General features: G+C 73.8%; 15 protein-coding genes. 13 read left to right on the top strand and 2 right to left on the bottom strand.

Annotated elements, in window-relative coordinates:
* Nucleotides 1–22: 22 nt before the first annotated feature.
* Nucleotides 23–1567: an ABC transporter substrate-binding protein gene (locus H505_RS0106985; protein WP_026401414.1), complete on the bottom strand. Its 1545-nt coding sequence runs from the start codon at nucleotides 1565–1567 to the stop codon at nucleotides 23–25.
* A 312-nt stretch (nucleotides 1568–1879) separates the two neighbouring features.
* Here H505_RS0106985 and H505_RS0106980 point away from each other — a divergent pair, with 312 nt between their 5' ends.
* From H505_RS0106980 to H505_RS0106965, 4 genes are read left to right on the top strand one after another with little or no spacing between them, the layout of a single operon-like run.
* On the top strand, nucleotides 1880–2860 hold the full coding sequence (locus tag H505_RS0106980) for an NAD(P)-dependent oxidoreductase (RefSeq protein WP_211238412.1): 981 nt from the start codon (nucleotides 1880–1882) through the stop codon (nucleotides 2858–2860).
* A 50-nt stretch (nucleotides 2861–2910) separates the two neighbouring features.
* Entirely contained in the window at nucleotides 2911–3744 is an 834-nt protein-coding gene (locus H505_RS40255) for an alpha/beta fold hydrolase (protein ID WP_084549947.1), read from the top strand.
* Nucleotides 3647–4636 carry a 2-hydroxy-3-oxopropionate reductase gene (locus H505_RS0106970; protein WP_482146147.1) on the top strand — a complete coding sequence of 330 codons (990 nt, stop codon included), beginning with the start codon at nucleotides 3647–3649 and terminating at the stop codon, nucleotides 4634–4636. The genes H505_RS40255 and H505_RS0106970 overlap by 98 nt, the downstream gene beginning before the upstream one ends.
* Nucleotides 4637–4683: 47 nt before the next feature.
* Nucleotides 4684–6750 (top strand): alpha-amylase family protein, encoded by a 2067-nt coding sequence (locus tag H505_RS0106965; protein WP_026401411.1) that lies wholly within the window; start codon nucleotides 4684–4686, stop codon nucleotides 6748–6750.
* 6 nt (nucleotides 6751–6756) lie between these two features.
* On the opposite strand, the gene H505_RS40250 is transcribed toward H505_RS0106965, so the two are convergent.
* Nucleotides 6757–7818, bottom strand: coding sequence for a LacI family DNA-binding transcriptional regulator (locus H505_RS40250; protein ID WP_034517006.1), 1062 nt, complete (start codon nucleotides 7816–7818; stop codon nucleotides 6757–6759).
* Between the two features lie 188 nt (nucleotides 7819–8006).
* On the opposite strand from H505_RS40250, the gene H505_RS0106955 reads away from it, so the two are divergent.
* The 9 genes from H505_RS0106955 to larB are packed head-to-tail and all read left to right on the top strand — an operon-like array spanning nucleotide 8007 to nucleotide 21675.
* Nucleotides 8007–9515, top strand: coding sequence for an ABC transporter substrate-binding protein (locus H505_RS0106955; RefSeq protein WP_211238411.1), 1509 nt, complete (start codon nucleotides 8007–8009; stop codon nucleotides 9513–9515).
* Between the two features lie 60 nt (nucleotides 9516–9575).
* Nucleotides 9576–10517 (top strand): ABC transporter permease, encoded by a 942-nt coding sequence (locus tag H505_RS0106950; protein WP_026401409.1) that lies wholly within the window; start codon nucleotides 9576–9578, stop codon nucleotides 10515–10517.
* The gene (locus H505_RS40245) at nucleotides 10514–12385 is read left to right on the top strand and encodes a dipeptide/oligopeptide/nickel ABC transporter permease/ATP-binding protein (RefSeq protein WP_245592458.1); all 1872 of its coding nucleotides are present in this window, start codon (nucleotides 10514–10516) and stop codon (nucleotides 12383–12385) included. Before H505_RS0106950 ends, H505_RS40245 begins: the two co-directional genes overlap by 4 nt.
* Nucleotides 12382–13233, top strand: coding sequence for an ATP-binding cassette domain-containing protein (locus H505_RS0106940; protein WP_026401408.1), 852 nt, complete (start codon nucleotides 12382–12384; stop codon nucleotides 13231–13233). The genes H505_RS40245 and H505_RS0106940 overlap by 4 nt, the downstream gene beginning before the upstream one ends.
* Nucleotides 13230–14438: a family 1 glycosylhydrolase gene (locus H505_RS0106935; protein WP_026401407.1), complete on the top strand. Its 1209-nt coding sequence runs from the start codon at nucleotides 13230–13232 to the stop codon at nucleotides 14436–14438. The genes H505_RS0106940 and H505_RS0106935 overlap by 4 nt, the downstream gene beginning before the upstream one ends.
* Nucleotides 14435–15799, top strand: coding sequence for an MFS transporter (locus H505_RS40240; protein WP_064743517.1), 1365 nt, complete (start codon nucleotides 14435–14437; stop codon nucleotides 15797–15799). The genes H505_RS0106935 and H505_RS40240 overlap by 4 nt, the downstream gene beginning before the upstream one ends.
* Complete coding sequence (gene uidA / locus H505_RS50935; protein ID WP_211238410.1) at nucleotides 15796–20151, top strand: beta-glucuronidase; 4356 nt, start codon at nucleotides 15796–15798, stop codon at nucleotides 20149–20151. The genes H505_RS40240 and uidA overlap by 4 nt, the downstream gene beginning before the upstream one ends.
* Nucleotides 20148–21002 carry an ATP-dependent sacrificial sulfur transferase LarE gene (gene larE / locus H505_RS0106915; protein WP_026401405.1) on the top strand — a complete coding sequence of 285 codons (855 nt, stop codon included), beginning with the start codon at nucleotides 20148–20150 and terminating at the stop codon, nucleotides 21000–21002. Before uidA ends, larE begins: the two co-directional genes overlap by 4 nt.
* Nucleotides 20995–21675, top strand: a complete 681-nt coding sequence (larB, locus tag H505_RS0106910; protein ID WP_026401404.1) for a nickel pincer cofactor biosynthesis protein LarB — start codon at nucleotides 20995–20997, stop codon at nucleotides 21673–21675. The genes larE and larB overlap by 8 nt, the downstream gene beginning before the upstream one ends.
* Nucleotides 21676–21688 lie beyond the last annotated feature (13 nt).

Below are 21688 nucleotides of genomic sequence, written 5' to 3'. Positions count from 1 at the left end.
GCGACCCTGCGTCTGCTTCGCGCTAATCCGAGACGCCGAATGCGCGGATGCTGTTGAAGAGGTTGGATCCGTCGCCGAGGAACTCGACCCCGTCGGCGGTCACCCAGTTGCGCCCGCTGTAGAAGATCGGCGCGTACCAGGCGTTCTCCACCAGGAACGCGTTGATCCGCTTGTACAGCGCGGCCGCCCGCGTGGGGTCTCCCACGGCGTTCGCCTGGTCGAGCATCTCCGTGAGCCCGGGGTCCCGGGTGCCGAACACGTTGCGCGGACCCTTCGGATCCAGCGAGTTCTTCACCTCGATCGGAGCGGCGTTCAGCCCTTCGATCTGGAGGAGCATGCCGTACTTCTGCGAGCTGATCGACGACGCGCTGTTCTGCGGAGGCGTCGGGTCCCAGGCGACCTCGATACCGATCTCTCCGAGCGCCTGGGCGACCGTCGGCTCGAACGGCTTGGTGAAGAACAGGCTCGGCATGCGCACGGCGAACCCGTCCGGATAGCCGGCCTCCGCGAGCAGCTTCTTCGCGGCCGCCGGATCATAGGTGTACGCCCGCTCCAGCGCGGGATCGTACGCCTCGCCCTTCGGGCTGAACACCTGCCGCGTCGGCTCGCCCGCACCGCGCAGCAGCTGCTCGACGATCTTCTCGCGGTCGAAGGCCATGTTGATCGCCCGGCGCACCCGCACGTCCGACAGGGGTTCCAGCACCTTCCCGCCGCGGTCGGACAGGCTCAGCATCCCCACCACGACCGCGTCGATGTACGTCACTTCGAACCCGCCGGCCTTGAACTGGTCGACGTGGGTCGGCTCCACGCTGGCCGCGTTCAGGCTTCCGGACCGCAAGGCGTTGACGATCGCCGTGCGGTCCTTCATCACCCGCATCCTGACGGTCTCGAACGGGTACGCCTTCGCGTTCCAGTAGTCGTCCCGCTTCTTCAGGACGTACTCCGAGCCGTTGACCGTCGACCCGTCCAGGACGTACGGGCCCGACCCGACCGGGTCGAGCGCCGTCCGCTCGGCGTCCAGCGTCTCCGGGTCCCCGATCACCCCGGCCGCCGCCGCGAGCGAGCGCAGGAGCGCACCGTCCGGTGCCTTCAGGTGGAGGACGACCGTCCGCGCGTCGGGGGCGTCGACCGAGTCGATCGAGGCCACCGTGAAGCTGTTCGGTCCCGGGGTCGACAGCGTCCGCTCGAGCGTCGCCTTCACCGCCGCGGCCGTCACGGGAGCCCCGCCGCTGAACGTCATGCCTTCCCGCAGCGTCAAGGTGAGCGTCTCGCGGTCGTCGGAGTACGCCCAGCTCTCGGCGGCGTTCGGCTTGAGCTCGCCCTTGTTGTCGACGGTGAGGAGCGTGTCGTAGAGCGCGCTCCACACGTAGGACTGCGTCCCGCTCAGGAGCTGCGCGGGGTCGAACGAGTTCGGGGTGTTCTGCACGGCCAGGGAGAGCGTCCCGGCGTCCGCCGGCGGCCGTCCGCCCGAGGCGCCGCAGGACGCCGTCGCCAGCAGCGCGGCCACGGCCGCCACGGCCGCGGGGAGCCGTAGCGGCGGCCGCTGTCCTGTGGGTCGAATGAGCATCGCGCACGTTCCTTCGTCCTGGACGCACGGTTCCACCGCCGCCATCCCGCCGGGGTCACCGAGCATCAGACGTGCGGCCCGCGACGAGCGGCAAGCGGTTGCCACGGGTTGCCGCAGCGTCCCCTCCGCACGACTCCGCCCGCCGCGCGCGGCGTTTCGCCGTCATGGCAACAGATGGCAAGCGATTGCCGGACGGATCTTCGGACCGCTGTGATGAACCAGCGATCGGCTCGGTGCCCGCGCCCGGCCCCCGCCATTGGAGGTAGGCCACAACCCATGCAGCCGAATCATCGGAACCGCAGCATCCGCTCGGTGCTCGCAACGGTCATGTTCGAACCGGACCAGGTGGAGCAGCTGCGTCGGGCGTTCGCTCCGGCGGAGTTCGTCCATGTCGCTCCGTGGGACAACGCCGGGATCGCCGGTGCGCTCGAGGACGCGGACGTCGCCGTCATCACGGGCGACCTCGACGACCGGTACCTCGCCGCGCCGCGCCTGGCGTGGGTGCACTGCGACCACTCCGGTCTCACCAGATCCGCGAGACCCGAGGTGTTCGAGCGGGGGCTGATCGTCACCGGGTCCGCCGGCCGTTCCGCCCCCGCACTGGCCCAGCACGGTTTCTACTTCGCGCTCGCGCTCACTTTCGATGCCCGGGGGCTGTTCGAAATGCAGGACGCGCACCTCTGGCGCTTCATCGACGGCTACGAGAAGAAGCTGGCGCTGTGGGGGAAAACGCTGGGCATCATCGGATTCGGTCACACGGCCCGGGAAATGGCGCGCCTCGGCAAGGCGTTCGGCATGCGCGTGGTCGTGTACCGGCGCCGCCCCGCGGAAAAGGACCCGGACGTGGACGTCATGCTGTCCTCGGACGACGGAGACCACCTGGGGCCGCTCCTCGACGAGGCCGACGTCATCATGATCGCGGCGCAGCTGACCGACGCCACCCGCCACCTCTTCTCGACCCGCGAGTTCGCGCGGATGAAGGGCACCGCGTTCGTCATCAATATGGCACGCGGCGGGATCATCGATCAGGACGCCCTCGTCGAGGCCCTGCGGGCGGGAGAGATCGCGGGCGCCGGACTCGACGTGGCCACGCCCGAGCCGCTTCCCCCGGAGTCCCCGCTCTGGGACTTCCCCAACGTCATGATCACACCCCACGTGACTCCGGCCGTCCCGGACCGCACCCAGCGCTCGATCGACATCATCGTCGAGAACATCGGGCGCTACCGCGCCGGCGAGCCCCTCCTCAACGCGCTGACCGAGCGCGACGTCTACACGGGGGACCGGCGCGGTTGAGACGACCGGGCACCGACACGACACCGCTCCCCCGACAGTCAGGACGTCCCATGTCAGTACGTGACGTGCCACGGACCGGCCGCCGCGATGCCGTGCCCCCGGGCATCGTCCTGGACCGGGCGACCGGTCCGCATGGCGCCCTCGGCACGATGGTCCTGCTGAACTCGCTGGGCACCACCACCGCTCTGTGGGACGGCGTCGTCCCGTTCCTGACCGATTCGTTCGACGTGGCGCGCTTCGACCAGCGCGGTCACGGCGACGCCGCGGACCGCGCGGCGCCCCGGGGCATCGACGAGCTCGTCGACGACGTGCTGCGCGTCGTCGACGGCCTCGGTACCGGACCGGTCCATCTCGCGGGCATCTCGATCGGCGGCATGATCGCGCTTCGCGCCGCGCGGCTGGCGCCGGACCGTGTCGCGTCCCTCGCCGTCATGTGCTGTGCCGCGGTGCTCGACCGGCGGAGCTGGGTCGAGCGGGCGGGCCTCGTCCGGCGGGAAGGAATGGCGGCGATCGTCCCTCCCGTGCTGGACCGCTGGTTCGCGCCGGAGTTCCGGCGCGACCGGCCCGAGGTCGTGCGGGCCTACGCCGACATGCTGGGCTCGACGGACCCGGAGGGCTACGCGGTCGGCTGCGACGTGCTCGCCGAGGCGGACGTGCGGGACGACCTGGGCCGGATCGACGCCCGCACGCTGGTTCTGGGCGGCGCGGAGGACCCGGCCACTCCCCCGCACGAGCAGCGCGCCATCGCGCGCGCGATGCGGCGGGCGCGGCTGGAGATCCTCCCGGGTGTCGCCCATCTCGCCCCGGCGGCGGCGCCCGGGGAGGTCGCGGCGGCTTTGCGGGCGCACGCGCTCGACCGTCCGGGCGACGCGGCCCGGACCTGACGACCGAGTACCCGAGGAGATGGACATGGACATCGGCTTCATCGGCCTGGGCGTGATGGGACGGCCGATGGCCGCCAACCTCATCGCGGCCGGCCACCGGCTCACCGTCTACCGCGACAGCGCGGCGGCCCGCGAAGCGCTCGGGGACCGGGCACGGTTCGCGGGGTCCGTGGCGGAAGCCGTGCGGGACAGCGACGCCGTCGTCCTCATGCTCCCGGACACCCCGGACGTCGAAGCGGTGATGCGCGGAGAGGACGGCGTGCTCGCCGCGCTGCGGCCGGGCACGCTCGTCATCGACATGAGCTCGATCTCGCCCTCCGCGGAGCGCGCGCTCGCCGCCGAGGTCGCCGAAGCCGGCGGCGACCATCTGGACGCCCCGGTGTCCGGCGGCGAGGTCGGGGCGCGCGACGGGACACTGTCGATCATGGTCGGCGGCGACCGCGCGGCCGTCGAGCGGGCCGCGCCGCTCTTCGAGGTCCTCGGGGGGCGCGTCTCCCACATCGGCGCGGCCGGCGCCGGCCAGGTGGCGAAGGTGGCGAACCAGATCGTGGTCGGCGTGACGATCGAGGCGGTCGCCGAGGCGCTGCGCCTGGCCGAGGCCGCCGGCGTGGACCCCGGCGCCGTCCGCGACGCCCTGCTGGGCGGGTTCGCGTCGTCGCGCGTGCTCGAGGTGCACGGCGCCCGGATGATCGAGGGCGAGTACGAGCCGGGCTTCCGCATCGCGCTCCACCGCAAGGACCTGGGACTCGCCGTGGAGGCGTCGGCCCGGCTCGACGTGCCGCTGCCCGCCTCCGGGCTGGTGCACCAGTTGATGAACGCGGCGGTCGCCACCGGCCTGGGCGATCACGACCACTCCGCCCTCGCACTGCTCCTGAACGGCCGGACGGGCTGAGCCGCTCGCCCCGCTTCACGCGCCCGTCGACAGAAAGAGACCCCCGCATGCCGAGCAGATGGCAGAGGCCGTTCACGGTCTTCCAGACCAACCTCCAAGAGATCGACGCCGGCATGGACGTCGAAGCCGCGCTCGACGTCATCGAGGACCACGGCGCGGACACCTGGCTGCTCAACGCCGGGGGGATCGTCGCGTTCTATCCGACCGATCTGCCGTTCCACACGCGGAACCCCTTCCTCGCCGACCGCGCTTCCGGGGACCTGCTGGGCGACGCCGTGGCCGCCGCCGCGCGGCGGGGCGTCCGGGTGATCGCGCGGCTGGACCTCTCCAAGGTCGCCGCCGCGGTCGCCGCGGAGCACCCCGAGTGGCTGTTCGCCTCGGCCGCGGGCGGGCCGCAGATCTACAACGCGCTCTACAGCACGTGCCCGTCGGGTGAGTACTACCAGGAGCGCGCGCTGGAGATCATGGACGAGATCCTCGACCGGTACGCCGTCGGCGGCTTCTTCGTCAACTGGTTCAATTTCAACGAGCGCGACTACAGCGAGGTCGTGCACGGCGTCTGCCACTGCGCCTCGTGCGCCGAGCGGTTCGCCGAGTTCGGCAACGGCCGCGCGCTCCCCGACACCCACGAGACCCGTGACCTTCCGCTGTGGCTGCGCTTCACCGCCGCCACGCTGGAAGAGCTCGGGCGGAAGTACACCGCCCACGTGGCGTCGCGCGACCGCGACCTCGCGCTCGTCCTCTCCAAGGGCGCCCCGGTGCTCTACTGCGAGGGCAGCAACGCGTTCCGGCACCTGCCCGGCAAGGAGCTGTGGCCCCATGCGACCGCCGAGACGGTGAGCGCCCACCTGTCGGCCCGGCCGGAAGCACCGCTCGTCCTCAACGCGGTGGCGCACGTCGACTCGACGTACCGCATGGGCGCGGAACAGCCCGAACACGTCGCCCAGCACCTGGTCCAGGCGATCGCGCGCGGCGGCAACCCCTCGACCTACATCCTCGGCGCCCCGGGACGGCTGCCGATGGCGAGCGTCTCGCTGGCCCGGCAGGTGACCCGGTTCCACCGCGAGCGGCACGGCCTCTACGCGTCGCTGCGGCCGGCCGCGACGATCGCCCTGGTGCGGCCCGCGGGCGGACGCGGCGGCGGTGCGGCTCTCCACGGGACGCTCGAAGAATTCCGGGGGGTGTACCAGGCCCTTCAGGAAAGGCACCTGCCCTTCGACGTGGTCGGGCTCCGCGATCTGGCCGCGATGGGCGCCGACCGGCTGGACCGCTACCGGCTCGTCGTGCTGCCCGACGTCGGGCCCCTCGGAGCCGAAGCGTCCGCCGCGGTGGACGCGTTCGTGGAACGCGGCGGGAACCTGCTCACCACCGGCGGCAGCGGAACCACGCCGGAGGGCGGCGTGGAACCGGCGGCGAGCCCGGCGGCGCGGCGTATCGGCGCCCCGATGTCCGGCGCGGAGGTGTGGTCGACCTACACCACCCTGGACGAGCAGCCGCACGCCGGCGAGAACCGGTTCGTGGGGTCGGTCGTCCCCGTGTACGGAAGCAACGCCCGTTACGTCTGGAAGCCGGGCGGCGACAGGGCGGGCCGCCTCCTCGCCCAGGCCCCCTGGGGGCCGCCGGAGCTGAGCTACGGCCACACCCCCGGCGGCGATCCGGCGGTCGCCTCGATCCGGTACGGATCCGGCGTGTCGTCCATGATCACGTGGACGATCGGCCGCACGTACCGGGAGTTCGCCAAGACCGAGATCCGCGAGCACCTGCTGCGCGTGGTGGAGCCGCTGGCGGACGTCCCGGTCGGCGCGGCGCTGCCCGAGCAGGTGGAACTCGTCCTGGGACGGGACGAGGAAGGCTACGTGGTCCACCTGATCAACCAGACGGGAGCACGGCGACGCTCCTTCGGTCCGCACGTGCCGGTCGGCGGCGGCCGCCTGGTGCTGCACCACGCGACCGGCGACGAGTCGGCCGTCTCGCTGGTCGCCCGCCGGGAGCTCGGCACGCGCATGGAGGGAAGTGCTCTCGTCATCGACCTCCCCGTCATCGACCTGTTCGACGTGATCAGCATTCGGTCGGCGAGGGCGCGGGCGGACACGGGAGAGGCCGCCGCCTCCTGACGGGCGTCACAGGCGCCGCGTGCCGCCCGGGCCGTTGCGGCCCGCGGCGGCGTGCGTGCGGCGGCGCCGGGCCGTCGAGTCCCGCACGATGAGGCGGACGGGCAGCGGCATCGGCCGCGCGGGCGGGCCCGCGGGCTCGCCGCGCCCGGCGAGCACGGCGTGGACCGCCGCCCTGCCCTGGGCTCGCAGCGGGGCGGCCACGGTCGTCAGTCCGGGAGAGACGATCCGGGCGGGGAAGATGTCGTCGAAGCCGATCACGCTCATGTCGTCCGGCACCCGGATCCCGGCCGTCCGGAGGGCGAGCATCAGGCCGATCGCGAGCTGGTCGTTGTAGGCCACGACGGCCGTCGGCGGGTCGGCGTGCAGGCGGGCGGCCGCCGCGCGGCCGCCCGCGACCGTGGGCGGGAACGGGCCGACGCGCTGCGCCCGGCGGCCGAGGTCCGCGGCCGCCTCGCGGAGCGTGCGCCAGCGCATCCCGTCCGCCCACGACGCCTCCGGCCCGGCGACGTAGGTCAGCGCCCGGTGCCCCAGCCCGGCGAGATGCTCGGCGGCCCGGCGCATGCCGTACGCGTCGTCGAGGACGATGCTCGGGACGTCCGCGACGTCGCGGTTGAGCACGACCGTGGGGCGCCGGCCGGCGACCACGCGGATGGCGGAGTCGGGCAGGCGGGTGCCCGCCAGGACGACTCCCTCGACACCGGGCAGCGCGCGCCGGAGGCTGTCGCGCTCGAGCGTGTCGGACTCCTGCGCGTCGATGAGCAGCAGGACGTAGCCCGCTTCGGCGGCGGCCGACTCGGCGCCGCGGATGATCTCGGCGTAGAAGGCGTTCGTCACGTCGGACACGACGAGGGCGAGCATGGACGTGCGGGTGCGGGCCGGCGCCGGGGACGCCGGCGCCGTGCGGTACCCGAGTTCGGCCGCCACCCGCCGGATGCGCTCGGCGGTCTCGGCGTTGACCCGGCCCGGCCGGGAGAAGGCGCGCGACACCGTGGAGGCCGCGACACCCGCCGCCTCCGCCACGTCGTAGATCGTCGGCGGCCTGCCGGAACGGTTCGCTGCGGTGGTCATCGCTCCTCGCCTCCCCATGATGAGAATGTCGTTCTCGTGTGATGGAGACAACATATGGCAACTGCTTGCCGTCATGCACGAGGCGAACGTCTGATGGGGCCGTAATCCAGGCGAAACGTCCCGTCCACCCCACCGTTCACCAGCATGAAGGAACCCCCACGATGCGTAATCGATCCTCGGGCCGGCGGATGCGACCGCGGGTGCTCACCTCGGTCGCGGCCATGGCCGCGATACTGGCGACGGCTTCCTGCGGCGCGTCGGACGGGCGGTCGTCGGCGGACGGCCGGACGCTGACCCTCGCCGTCCAGGGCGCACCCAACTCGTTCGACCCCGTGGAACTCACGGACGGGACCCAGGCGTACGTCTGGAGCTCGGTCTACGACACGCTGCTGACGTACGACAACAAGGGCGAACTGCGGCCGAACGCGGCCGAGAGCTGGAGCTACTCGGACGACCGCGAGACCCTCACCCTGAAGCTGCAGGACGGGATGACGTTCAGCACCGGCGACCCGGTGGACTCGGCCGCCGTGAAGGCGACCCTGGAACGGACGATGAAGGAGCCGGGCCCGAACCGGTTCAAGCTGGCGGCGGTCGAGTCGGTGGAGGCGCCGGACGCGAGCACGGTCGTGCTGAACCTCGAGAAGCCGGACGCGACTCTGCTGCACGCGCTCACGATGGCGGTCGGCGTGATCGGCGATCCGAAGACCCTGGACTCCGAGCGCACGGCCCTGGACCCGGTCGGCTCGGGACCGTACGTCCTGGACGGGGCGACGGTGAACGCCTCGAAGTACGTGCTGAAGAAGCGCGACGACCACTGGAACGCGAAGGCGTACCCGTTCGAGACCGTCGAGATCCGGGTGATCAAGGACCGCACCGCCACCGTGAACGCCCTGCGGTCCGGCGGGCTCAGCGCGGCCAGCGTCGAGACCACGCAGGTCGACCGGCTCAAGGCGGCCGGATTCGACGTGAAGTACATCGAGGCGGCCGCCTTGGCGGGGGTGGCCCTCGTCGACCGGGACGGGACGCGAGTGAAGCCGCTCGGCGACGAGCGGGTGCGGCGGGCGATCAACATGGCGTTCGACCGGCACAAGATCGTCGAGCAGTTGCTGCGCGGCGCCGGCAAGCCCACGCAGCAGGTGTTCAACCCCAAGAGCGATGCGTACGACCCGGCCCTGGAGCAGACGTACTCCTACGATCCGGCCGCGGCGAAGAAGCTGATGGCCGAGGCCGGATACCCGAACGGGTTCGAGGTTCACATGCCGAGCCTGTTCTTCACCAAGCCGTTCGAGCCGACGATCGACCAGTCGCTGGCGGAGATCGGGATCAAGGTGACCTGGGACCCCACTCCCCCGCAGAACAGCGTGTCGGCGACCACCTCGAGGGAGTACGGCATGTTCCTCTTCGTCGAGGGGATCACGTCCACGCCGGGCGAGGTGCAGGCATACCTCGGCTCCCGCAACGTGTTCGACAGCACCGACCCCGAGCTGACGACGTTGCTGGAGCAGGTGAACGCCGAGTCGGACCCCGCCGAGGCCGCCGGACTGTACAGGCGGATCAACGCCTTCACGGTCGAGAACGCGTGGTTCGCGCCGCTCTTCTTCACCCCCCGGTCCTGGGCGACCGACGGCGACGTCGAGTTCCTCGGCGACGGGTCGAACGTGTTCTCCACCATCCGGACGTTCGGCCCCACCGGCTGACCGGATCCGTCCCGTCCGCGACCGTTCGAGCCACTCCGCCCCACCCCCGAAGGAAATTTCATGCTCCTCTACGCGCTGCGCCGGTCCTCCACGGGCCTGCTGCTCGCGGTGCTGGTCACGCTGATCACCTATCTGCTGCTGAGCCTGTCCTTCGACGACATCGTCCGCGGCAGGCTCGGCCCGGCCGCGACGCCCGAGACCGTGCGGGCGATGAAGGCCGACATGGGCCTGGACCGCCCGGTGCTCGTCCAGTACCTCGACTGGTTGTCGCGGGCGGTGCGGGGCGACTTCGGCGTCTCGTACTTCACGAGCGAGCCGGTCGGCCCGGCGGTGTCCGCCCGCCTCGGCGTCACGCTGTCGATCGTGCTCGTCGCGCTGGCCTTCACGGTCCTGATCAGCGTGGCCCTGGGCGTGTTCGCCGCGACGCGCGGCGGCGTCATGGACCGGGTCGCGCAGGGCGCCTCGCTCACCGGCTACCTGGTGCCGAACCTGCTGATCGCGATCGTGCTGGTCGTCGTCCTGTCGATCAACCTCGAGCTGCTGCCGGCCACCGGGTTCACCCCGATCGGCGAGAGCCCGGCGCGCTGGGCGCAGACGATCCTCATCCCGGTGCTCGCGCTGCTGGTGTCCGGGGTGGCGTCGCTGACCGCGCAGATCCGCGGATCGATGATCGACGAGCTGCGCCGGGACTACGTCCGGACGCTGCGGACGCGCGGCATCCGGACCCGCTCGGTCGTCCTGCGGCACGCGCTGCGCAACGCGGCGGGGCCCGCGCTGACCGTGCTCTCGTTCGAGTTCATCACGATGCTGGGCGGCGCGCTGGTGATCGAGCAGGTGTTCGCGCTGCCGGGGTTCGGCTCGTACGCGTTCGAGGCGTCGCTGCAGGGCGACGTCCCGATCATCATGGGCGTCAGCGTCTTCGCCGTCCTCCTCGTGGTGGGTCTGAACCTCACCGTCGACCTCGTGAACGGCTGGCTCAACCCGAAGGCGAGGGTGCATTGAGCAAGAATCCGACAGGCACCGAATCCGCGGACGCGACGGCCGGTCCCTCCGAACCGGGCATCGCGGGCACCGGCAAGGCGGCGCCCCGCCGCAGGTCGGCGGCGCGACGGCTGCTGCGGGATCCGCAGGCCGCCGTCACCGCCGCGCTGCTGCTGGTGATCGTCCTGCTGGGGCTGCTGGCGCCGCTGCTGGCCGAGCACGGCCCGAACGAGGCGTCGCTCGACGCGATCAACGCCGATCCGGGGACGCCCGGGTACCCGCTGGGCGGCGACGGCAGCGGGCGCGACATCTTCGCCCGGCTGCTCCACTCGATCAACACCAGCGTCGTGTCGGCGCTCGTCGGGACGTCCATCGCGCTGGCCATCGGCGTCACGGCGGGCCTGATCGGCGGGTACTTCGAGCGGCGGATCCGGGGCGTCACCGAATGGGTGTTCAGCCTCATCATGACGCTGCCCGGCCTGCTGCTGCTGATCGTGCTGATGCCGGTGACCGGCGGCGACTTCCGGGTCACGATGGCGATCTTCGGGGTGCTGCTGTCGCCGGGCGTGTACCGCCTGGTCCGCAACCAGGTCCTCGGGGTGAAGAACGAGCCGTACGTGGACGCCGCGCGCGTCGCGGGGCTGACGGGGCGGCGCATCATGGGACGGCACATCCTGGTCGTCGTCCGGGGGCCGGTCGTCATCGCGGCCGCGTTCCTCGCGGGGCAGTCCATCGGCGTGCAGTCCGGGTTGGCGTTCCTCGGCGTCGGGCCGGCCACCACCCCGAGCTTCGGCGCGATGATCTCCGAGGGATTCCTGAACCTGTACCAGGAGCCCCTGCAGTTCGTCTGGCCGAGCCTGCTGCTCGGCGTGATGACCGCCGCGCTGGTGCTGTTCGGGAACGCCCTGCGCGACACCCTCCAGGGCGCGCGGCCCAAGCCGTCGAAGGTCGTTCCGGCGCCGACCCGCCGCGCGGCCCCGGCGGCGGGCGCGGACGCGGCCCCGGCGGCGGGCGGGCTGCTGACGGTCGAGGACCTCGCGATCGCCTACCCCGCGCCGTCGGGCGAGCTGGACGAGGTCGTCTCCGGGGTCACGCTGAACCTGTCCTCCGGGGAGACGCTCGGGCTGGTCGGCGAGTCGGGCTCGGGGAAGACGCAGACGGCGTTCGCGGTCCTCGGCGTGCTGCCGGCGGAGGCCGTGGTCACCCGCGGCTCGATCCGGCTGGACGGGCGGGAGCTGCTGGGCCTCGGCGAGGGCGAGCTGCGCAGGGTCCGGGGCCGGTCGATCGCGTACGTGCCGCAGGAGCCGATGTCGAACCTCGACCCGTCGTTCACCGTGGGCGCCCAGCTCGTCGAGGGCGTCCGCGCGGCGGCGACGTCCCGGATCTCGCGGCGGGACGCCCGCGCGCGGGTGCTCGCGCTGCTGAAGCGGGTCGGCATCCCCGACCCGGAGCGGACGTTCCGGTCGTACCCGCACCAGATCTCGGGCGGGATGGCGCAGCGCGTGCTGATCGCGGGCGCGGTCGCGAGCCGTCCGCTCCTGCTGATCGCGGACGAGCCGACGACCGCCCTGGACGTGACCGTGCAGGCGGAGATCCTCGACCTGCTGCGCGACCTGGAGAAGGAGCTGAACATGGCGGTGCTGCTGGTCACCCACGACTTCGGGGTGGTCGCCGACATCTGCGACCGGGTCGCGGTGATGCGGCGCGGCGAGATCGTCGAGACCGGGACGACGGCCGAACTCTTCGGCGAGCCGCGGCACGCCTACACGCGGATGCTGCTCGACTCCCTCCCGGGCGACGCCGGCCGGTCCGACCCGCCGCCGCCCGGCGGCGCCGCCGCACGCGGCCCGCGCCCGTCCGGCGAGAGCGTCGGGAAGGACGCGCGATGACGGCGCCGCTCCTCGACGTGGCCGGCCTGCGCGTCGCCTACCCCGGGCGCGGCTTCCGGGCGCGGCCGGTGGAGGTGCTGCACGGCGTCTCCCTGACGGTCGGCGAGGGCGAGACGCTCGGGGTCGTCGGCGAGTCCGGGTCCGGGAAGACGACGATCGGACGCGCCGTCCTCGGCCTCGTGAAGCCGAGCGGCGGCCGCATCCGGTTCCGGGACCGGGACGTCACGCACGCGCCGGCGCGGGAGCGCCGCGCGCTCGCCCGGGAGCTCCAGGTGGTGTTCCAGGACCCGTACGGCTCGCTGAACCCGGCCCTGACGGTGGGCGACATCCTGAGCGAACCGCTGGTGGTGCAGGGGACCTCCCCGCGGGACGCGCGCGCCCGGGTGCGCACGCTGCTGGACCAGGTCGGGCTGCCGGCGGACGCCCCCGAGCGGCTCCCCCGCGAGTTCAGCGGCGGGCAGCGCCAGCGCGTCGCGATCGCCCGCGCCCTCGCCCCGGAGCCGCGGCTGATCGTCTGCGACGAACCCGTGTCGGCGCTGGACCTGTCGACGCAGGCGCGGGTGCTCGACCTGTTCGTCGACATCCAGCGGCGCACCGGCGTCGCCTACCTGTTCGTGTCGCACGACCTCGCGGTCGTCCGGCACGTGAGCCACCGGGTGAGCGTGGTGTACCGGGGCGACATCGTGGAGACCGGACCGGCGGGCGCGGTCACCTCGGCGCCCGAGCACGCCTACACCCGCCGGCTCCTGCTGGCCGCGCCCGTCGCGGACCCGGACGAGCAGGCACGGCGGCGCGCGGAGCGGCGACGCCTCCGGGACGCCGAGGCCGGACGGGAGGAGCTCGGATGACCCGCGACGTTCCCGGCTTCCTCTGGGGCGCCGCCACGGCCCCGCACCAGGTGGAGGGCGGCAACGTCAACAGCGACTGGTGGGCGCGGGAGGAACGCGTCCCGGGGATGGAGCGCAGCGGGGACGCCTGCGACAGCTACCACCGGTACGCCGAGGACATGCGGCTGCTCGCCGGCGCGGGCCTGAACGCCTACCGGTTCGGCATCGAGTGGGCGCGCGTCGAGCCGAGCCCCGGCCGGTTCTCCCGCGCGGCCCTGGCGCACTACCGCCGGATGATCGACACCGCGCTGGGCCTCGGGCTGACGCCCGTCGTCACCCTGCACCACTTCACGCACCCGCGCTGGTTCGCCGAAGAGGGCGGCTGGACGGGCGACTCCGGGGTCGAGCGTTTCGAGGCGTACGTCCGGGCGGCGTGCGGCATCCTCGACGGCGTCGAATGGGTCTGCACCATCAACGAGCCGAACATGCTCGCGCTCATGGCCGGTGCGGGCCGGGCCGCGCGGGCGGCCGCGGGGGCGGGCGCCGCGGAGAAGTGGATGAGCCCGACGGTCGAGGGCGCCGCGCGTCCCGTCCTGCCCGACCCGGACCCGGCGATCGGGCGGCGGCTGGCCGACGCGCACCGCGCCGCCCGCGCCGTCCTGGCGGAGCGCACCGAAGCGAAGGTCGGCTGGACGGTCGCCAACCAGGCGCTCACCGCGACGCCGGGGAACGAGGAGCGGCTCCGCGAGATCCGGTACGTCCGCGAGGACCTGTACCTGGAGGCCGCGCGCGGCGACGACTTCGTCGGCGTGCAGTCGTACTCCGGCCAGGCCGTGGACGAGCACGGCATCGTGCCCCACCCCCAGGGTCCGGACACCACGCTGACCGGCAACGCCTACCGGCCGGACGCGCTGGGCATCGCCGTCCGGCACACCTGGGAGGCGACGGGCGGAGTGCCCGTCCTCGTCACCGAGAACGGGATCGCGACCGCCGACGACGAGCGCCGCGTCGCCTACACCTCGGAGGCGCTCCGGCACCTGTTCGACGCGATCGACGACGGCGTCGACGTGCGCGGATACATCCACTGGAGCGCTCTCGACAACTTCGAATGGGGGCACTGGAAGCCGACGTTCGGGCTCATCGAGGTCGACCGGGAGACGTTCGAGCGGCGTCCCAAGCCGAGCCTGGCCTGGCTCGGGAGCGTCGCCGGGCGCGGACGTCCGTGAGAGCCGCCCCCGCGGCGTCCGGCACCGGCGAGGAGGGCGGCGGGACGGTCGGGCGCCGGTTCGTCGCGCTGCTCGTGGCGGCGAGCTTCGGCCTGTCGATGGCCCTCGTCGTGCCGATGGCCTACTCGCTGGCGCTGCGCGTCGACCGGCTCGCGCCGGGGCGGGAGGAGACGCTCGGGTACATCCTCGGGTTCGGGTCGGCGCTCGCGCTCGTCTCCGGCCCGCTCGTGGGGACGCTCAGCGACCGCACCCGGTCGCGGCTGGGCCGCCGCGCCCCGTACCTGATCGGCGGCGCGGCGCTCGGCCTGGCCGCCGTCCCGGTGATGGCGGCGGCGCCGAACGTCGCCGTGCTGGGGCTCGGCTGGGGTCTGGCGAGCCTCGGGTGGGGCACGGCCATGGGCGCGCTGGGGAGCGCGAAGGCCGACCGGGTGCCGCACCGCCTGCGCGGGAGGGTCTCCGGGCTCACGGGGTTCACGATGCAGGTCGCACCGGTGGCGGGCGTCCTCATGGTGGGCGCCGTGAGCGGCAGCGGCCTGCTGGTGTTCCTGCTGCCGGGAATGGCCGGGGCCGTCCTGCTCGTGCCGTTCCTGCTGTTCGCCCGGGAGCCCGACGGGCGCACGCGCCCCGTCCCCGGCCGGCTCGGCGCCGCCGGGCTGCTCCGCTCGTACCTGTTCTCGCCGCGCGCGCACCCGGACTTCGCATGGAACTGGCTGGGCCGGTTCGCGTTCTTCTTCGGCCAGTCGTCGTGCACGACGTACCTCACGTTCCTCATCGCGCAGCGCCTGGAGAGGCCGCTCGCCGACGTCGCCGGGATCGTCGCGGTCACCGGCGGGATCGGCGTCGCCGCGACGACGGCGGCGGCGATCGGCGGCGGGTTCCTGTCGGACCGGCTCGGACGCCGCCGCCCGTTCGTCTTCGCGGGCGCCGCGGTCTTCGCCGCGGGCGGGATCGTCCTGGCGTTCGCCGGTGCCCTGCCGGTCCTGCTCGCCGGGTCCGCGCTGACGACCTTCGGCATCGCGCTGTTCACGGCGGTCGACCAGGCCATCGTCCTGGACGTGCTGCCGGAGCGGGAGACCGCGGCGGGCCGGTACATGGCGATCAACGCGTTCTCCCAGAAGGCCCCCGGCGCGCTGGCGCCGCTCGCCGCGCCCGCGCTGCTCGCCGTCGGCGGCGGCGCCGACGCGAACTACACCGCGCTGTACGCGGCCTCCGCGCTCCTCGCTTTCCTGGGCGGCTCGCTCGTCCTCTGGCGCGTGCGGGAGGCGGGCCGGGGCAACTCGCGGCAACCCGTTGCCGCGCCGGCGCCGCGCCGCCGACCATTCCCATCAGCCGCGCGCCGACCACGCCGGGAGGATCCGTGAACGGGCTCGAGAACGGACGCACGACTGTGGGCCGCACCGTCGCGGGCCCGTCGGGGACGCGCGCGGGCGGGCCCGGCGGGGCCGGATTCATCGCCGCGCCCTTCCCCCTCGAACCCGAATCGGCCGCCCCCCACTTCCGGCGCGAGTTCACCGTGCACCGGGCACCCGACCGGGCGACCCTGCACGCGACCGCGCTCGGCATCGTGGAACCCCACCTGAACGGGACGCGCGTGGGCGACGAGGTCCTCGCGCCCGGCTGGACCTCCTACCGGCACCGCGTCCCCGTCTCGGCCCACGACGTCACCGGACTGATCCGGCGCGGCGCGAACGCGGTCGGGGCGGTGGTCGGCGAGGGCTGGGCCGCGGGGCGGCTCGGCTGGAGCGGGAACGGCGGGGCCGCCCGCCACCACTACACCGACAGGCCCGCCCTCTACCTGCGGCTGGAACTGGCGTACGGGGACCGGACCGAGGTGATCGGGACGGACGGGACGTTCGCGTGCGCCACCGGCGCGGTCCTCGCGCACAGCCTGTACGACGGCGAGACCCACGACGCCCGGCTGGAGCCGGACGGCTGGGACCTCCCCGGGTTCGACGACGCCGCCTGGGCCCGCGCCGTCCCGTTCGACTGGGACGAGCGCACGCTGGTCCCCCGGACGGCGCCGCCGGTCCGCCGGATCGAGGAACGCGCGCCGGTCGCCGTCTCGACGGCGCCGTCCGGCACGACGGTCATCGACTTCGGCCAGAACATCGCCGGGCGGGTCCGGCTGACCGTCACGGGCGAGGCCGGGCGGACCGTGACGGTCCGGCACGCCGAGGCGCTCCTGCCGGACGGCGGGCTCGACGTCCGGTCCCTGCGCTCGGCGAAGGCCACGGACCGCTACACGCTGCGCGGCGGCGGGGCGCCGGAGACGTGGGAGCCCCGCTTCACCGTCCACGGCTTCCGCTACGCCGAGGTCGACGGGCCGTTCGACGCCGCCACCGCCGTCGTCCTGCACAGCGACATGCCCCGGACCGGCCGGTTCGAGACGTCGGACGACCTGGTGAACCGGCTGCACGCCAACACGGTGTGGTCCATGCGGGGGAACTTCGTCGGCCTGCCCACCGACTGCCCGCAGCGCGACGAGCGCATGGGCTGGACGGGCGACATCAACGCCTTCGCGCCGACGGCCGCCTTCCTCTACGACGTGCGCGGGGTGCTCGGCTCCTGGCTGGACGACCTCGCGGCCGAGCAGCGGGAGCGGGGCGTCGTGCCGTTCACCGTCCCGGACGTGCTGCCCCACCCGTCCTCCCCGACGGCGCTGTGGGGCGACGTCGCCGTCGGCCTCCCCTGGACGCTGTACCGGGCGTACGGCGACCTCGGGATCCTGCGCCGCGCCTACGGCTCGATGGCGGCGTTCGTCCGCGACGTCGAGTCCCGGCTGGACGGGGACGGGCTGTGGAGCGGCGGGTTCCAGTTCGGCGACTGGCTCGATCCGGACGCCCCCGCCGACGACTCCGCGGGCGCCAAGACCGACCGGTACCTGGTCGCGAACGCGTACCTGTGCAAGACGGCCCGGGAGGCGGCGGAGGCGGCGCGGCTCCTCGGCCGGGACGCGGACGCGGCGCGCTTCGCGGCACTGGACGACCGTGTGCGGGCGGCGTTCCGCCGCGAGTACGTGAGCCCCAACGGGCGGGTGACCGGCGAGACCGTCACCGCGTACGCACTGGCCGTCGTGTTCGGCCTCCTGGACCCGGAGCAGGAGCGGCGGGCCGGGGACCGCCTCGCCCGCCTGGTCGCCGACTCCGGCTACACGATCTCCACCGGGTTCGCGGGCACCCCGCACGTCCTGCCCGCGCTCACCCGGACCGGCCATCTGGACGACGCCTACCGGCTGCTGCTGCAGACCGCGTGCCCGTCGTGGCTGTACCCGATCACCATGGGGGCGACGACCGTCTGGGAGCGCTGGGACGCGGTGCGGCCCGACGGCACGCTCAACCCGTCCACGATGTGCTCGCTCAACCACTACGCCTTCGGCGCGGTGGCCGAATGGCTGCACACGACCGTGGGCGGCCTGTCTCCCGTCGAACCCGGCTACCGGACGATGCGCATCGCCCCGCGGCCGGGCGGCGGGCTCACCCGCGCCTCGCTCGCGCACCGCACCCCGCACGGCGAGGTGCGCGTGAGCTGGCGCCTCGCCGACGGCCGTATGGCGGTCGAGGCCACCGTGCCGGACGGCACCGCGGCGACGGTCGTCCTGCCCCATCACCCGGACGGCCTGGTGGCCGAGGTCGCGGGCGGCGACCACGCCTGGTCGTACGAGCCGCCCGAGGGGTCCTGCCGGGAGCCGCCCGCGGCCCGGACACCCCGTTGCGGGCGCTGCTCGCCGACCGGGCGGTCCGGGACGCCCTGGAAGCGGCGTTCGCGAGGCATTTCCCCGACATCCCCTTCAAGCAGGTGGTCCGGCGGCTCGGCGACGAGCCGCTGCGGACCGTCCTGGACAGGATCCCCGGCACGGCGGGCGACGCGAGGGCCGACCTCGCCGCCGCCGCGCTCGGCAGGCGATAGGAGCAGCCCGATGCTGAGACCCCGACCCACTCCCACCCGCGAGCAGGTGAAGCTGGACGGCCTGTGGCGGTTCGCCCTCGACGGCGCCGCCGGGCCCGAACCGTGGAACGGTCCGCTCGACACGCGGCTGGAGGCGGCCGTCCCGGCGAGCTACAACGACCTGTTCACCGACCCCGCGATCCGCGACCACGTCGGGTGGGTCTGGTACCAGCGGACCGTCCGCGTGCCGCGCGGATGGACGGACGAGCGCGTCCTGCTCCGGGTCGACGCGGCCACCCACGAGGGGCGCGTGTACGTCGACGGCGCGCTCGTCGCCGAGCACGCCGGCGGCTACACGCCGTTCGAGGCCGACGTCACCGGGCACGTGCGCGCCGGCGGCGAGTTCCGCCTGACGATCGGCGTGAACAACGAGCTGACGAACGTGACGATCCCGCCCGGCACGGTCACCGTCTCGCCGAGCGGCCGCCGCGAGCAGCAGTACAAGCACGACTTCTACAACTACGCCGGGCTGGCGCGTTCGGTCTGGCTGCACAGCGTGCCGCCGGTCCACGTCACGGACGTCACGGTCACGACCGGCTTCGACGGCGCGGCCGGGACGGTCGCCTACTCGGTCGAGACGAACTCGGGCGCGCCCGTCCGGGTGCGGGCGCTCGACGCGGACGGCGCGGAGGTCGCGGCGGCGGACGGCGCGACCGGCGTCCTGCGGATCGACGGCGCGACGCCGTGGCGGCCGGGCGCCGCGTACCTGTACGAGCTGGTCGCGGAGGTGCTCGACGAGGACGGGGACGGCGTCCTCGACGTCTACCGGGAGCCGTTCGGCGTCCGCACGGTCGAGGTGCGCGGCACCCGGTTCCTGATCAACGGCGAGCCGTTCTACTTCACCGGCTTCGGCAAGCACGAGGACGGCCCCGTGCGCGGCAAGGGGCACGACGACGCCTATCTCGTGCACGACTTCCAGCTCCTGGAATGGATCGGCGCGAACTCCTTCCGCACCTCCCACTACCCGTACGCGGAAGAGGTGCTGGAGTTCGCCGACCGGCACGGCATCGTCGTCATCGGCGAGACCGCGGCCGTCGGGCTCAACCTGGCCGTCCAGGGCGGGCTCACCGGGCGCCCGCACGACCCCACCTGGGCGCCGGAGAGGTTCGGCGCGGCCACGCGGGACGCCCACGCCCGGCACCTCCGGGAACTGATCGCCCGCGACAAGAACCACCCGAGCGTCGTGATGTGGTGCCTCGCCAACGAGTCCTCGTCCGCCGAGGAGGGGGCGCGCGAGTACTTCGAGCCGCTGGTGGAGCTGGCCCGCGAGCTGGACCCGACCCGCCCGATCACCCACACCGCCTGGCTGGGCGCGACCGGCGACAACGACCTCATCGCCGACCTCTTCGACGTCGTCACCGTCAACCGCTACTACGGCTGGTACATCGCCAACGGCGACCTCGAGACGGCCGAGCGGTACCTGGAGCGGGACCTGCGCGGCTGGGTGGAGCAGTTCGGCAAGCCCGTCATGATGGGCGAGTACGGCGCCGACACCATGCCGGGCCTGCACTCGGTGTGGGACGTCCCCTGGACGGAGGAGTACCAGCGGGCCTACTTCGCCATGAACCACCGGGTGTTCGACCGGTTCGAGGCGTTCGTCGGCGAGCACGTCTGGAACTTCGCCGACTTCGCCACGTCCAACGGCATCCACCGCGTGGACGGCAACAAGAAGGGCGTGTTCACCCGCGACCGGCGGCCGAAGAGCGCCGCGCACGCCCTCCGGGCGCGCTGGAAGGGCCTGGACGGCCGGAAACCGACCGCGCCGTGACCCCGTTGCCGCCCGTGCCGAGCGCGGAGGACGCGCGGGCCGCCGACCGCGCGGGCGCGCTGCTGCGCACGTCCGGACGGCTCGCCGTGGCGTTCTCCGGCGGCGTGGACTCCTCGGTGCTGCTCGCGATCGCCGTCCGGGAGCTGGGCGCCGACCGGGTGCTGGCCGTGCTCGGCGTCTCGCCCAGCCTCGCCGCGGACGAGCGGCGCGCGGCGCACGAGGTCGCCGCGCACGTCGGCGCGGCGGTGGTGGAGGTCGCGACCCGCGAAGGCGATGCCCCTGCCTACCGCGCCAACGGCCCCGACCGGTGCTTCCACTGCAAGGACGAGCTGTTCGCGCGGATCTCGGCGGACGTCGCGGCGGCGCACGGCGTCACCGCCGTCGCCTACGGGGAGAACGCCGACGACGCGCGCCGTCCGGACCGTCCCGGCTCCCGCGCCGCGGCGGCGCACGGGGTGCTGCGCCCGCTCGCCGACGCCGGTCTCGGCAAGGCCGCGGTCCGCCGGATCGCCGCCGCGTTCGGCCTGCCGTCGGCGGACAAGCCGGCCGCGCCGTGCCTGGCGTCCCGGATTCCGCACTTCGCTGAGGTCACCCCGGAGAAGCTGGCGCAGGTCGAGGAGGCCGAGCGGGCGCTGCGGCGGCTGGGGCTGCGCGACTGCCGGGTCCGGCACCACGGCGAGGTCGCCCGCATCGAGGTCCCGGTCGGCGACATCGCACGGCTGGCGGGCGAGCTGCGCGCGGACGTCCTGGCGGCGGTGCGGCGGGCGGGGTTCCGCATGGTCGCGGTCGACCTCGCCGGCATCCAGTCCGGCGCGTTCACGCTGCCGCTGGTGGAGGTGCGGCATGGCTGACGGGTGGCGCCCCCCGGAGTCGTTCGCCCGGCTCGACCACGACCGGGCGGCGCGGCGCGGCTACCCGGAGGCGGTGTACTGCGAGGGCAAGGCCCCGGAGCAGGTGCGCGCCATCGCCGCGCGGCTGCGCGGGCACGGGCCCGGGGGCGGCGCCGCGCTGTTCACCCGCGCCGGGCCGGAGCACGCGCGGGCGGTGGCCGCCGAGCTGCCGGACGCGCGCCACGACCCCGGCGCGCGGCTGCTGGTGTGGCCGCCCGAGCCGCCGGAGCCGTCCGGCGGGCGCGTGGCGGTGCTGGCCGCGGGCACGTCCGACCTGCCGGTGGCGCGCGAGGCCGAGCTGACCGCGCGCCATCTCGGGCGCTCGTGCGAGCTTGCCGTGGACGTGGGCGTCGCGGGGCTGCACCGCGTCCTCGGCCTCCTCGACACGCTCCGCGCGGCCCGCGCGATCGTCGTGGCGGCGGGCATGGACGGGGCGCTGGCGAGCGTGGTCGCGGGCCTGGTGCCCGCGCCCGTCGTCGCGGTGCCGACGTCGGTGGGGTACGGCGCGGCGTTCGGCGGGCTGGCGCCGCTGCTGTCGATGCTCAACGCGTGCGCCCCGGGCGTCGCGGTCGTCAACATCGACAACGGGTACGGCGCCGGGCACCTGGCCGCGCAGATCGCGGCGCCGCGCTGAGCCGGCCGCGGCG

Origin of the sequence: Actinomadura rifamycini DSM 43936, from assembly GCF_000425065.1 — a bacterium.
GTDB classification, from domain to species: Bacteria; Actinomycetota; Actinomycetes; order Streptosporangiales; family Streptosporangiaceae; genus Spirillospora; species Spirillospora rifamycini.
This window is presented reverse-complemented; position numbering and strand designations above follow the sequence as displayed.

Excerpts from the sequence above, each read along its gene's own strand:
- H505_RS0106985 (WP_026401414.1), bottom strand. The coding sequence starts at position 1,567 with ATGCTCATTCGACCCACAGGACAGCGGCCGCCGCTACGGCTCCCCGCG.
- H505_RS40255 (WP_084549947.1), top strand. The coding sequence starts at position 2,911 with ATGTCAGTACGTGACGTGCCACGGACCGGCCGCCGCGATGCCGTGCCC.
- H505_RS0106965 (WP_026401411.1), top strand. The coding sequence starts at position 4,684 with ATGCCGAGCAGATGGCAGAGGCCGTTCACGGTCTTCCAGACCAACCTC.
- H505_RS40250 (WP_034517006.1), bottom strand. The coding sequence starts at position 7,818 with ATGACCACCGCAGCGAACCGTTCCGGCAGGCCGCCGACGATCTACGAC.
- H505_RS0106955 (WP_211238411.1), top strand. The coding sequence starts at position 8,007 with ATGCGACCGCGGGTGCTCACCTCGGTCGCGGCCATGGCCGCGATACTG.
- H505_RS0106950 (WP_026401409.1), top strand. The coding sequence starts at position 9,576 with ATGCTCCTCTACGCGCTGCGCCGGTCCTCCACGGGCCTGCTGCTCGCG.
- H505_RS0106940 (WP_026401408.1), top strand. The coding sequence starts at position 12,382 with ATGACGGCGCCGCTCCTCGACGTGGCCGGCCTGCGCGTCGCCTACCCC.
- H505_RS0106935 (WP_026401407.1), top strand. The coding sequence starts at position 13,230 with ATGACCCGCGACGTTCCCGGCTTCCTCTGGGGCGCCGCCACGGCCCCG.
- larB (WP_026401404.1), top strand. The coding sequence starts at position 20,995 with ATGGCTGACGGGTGGCGCCCCCCGGAGTCGTTCGCCCGGCTCGACCAC.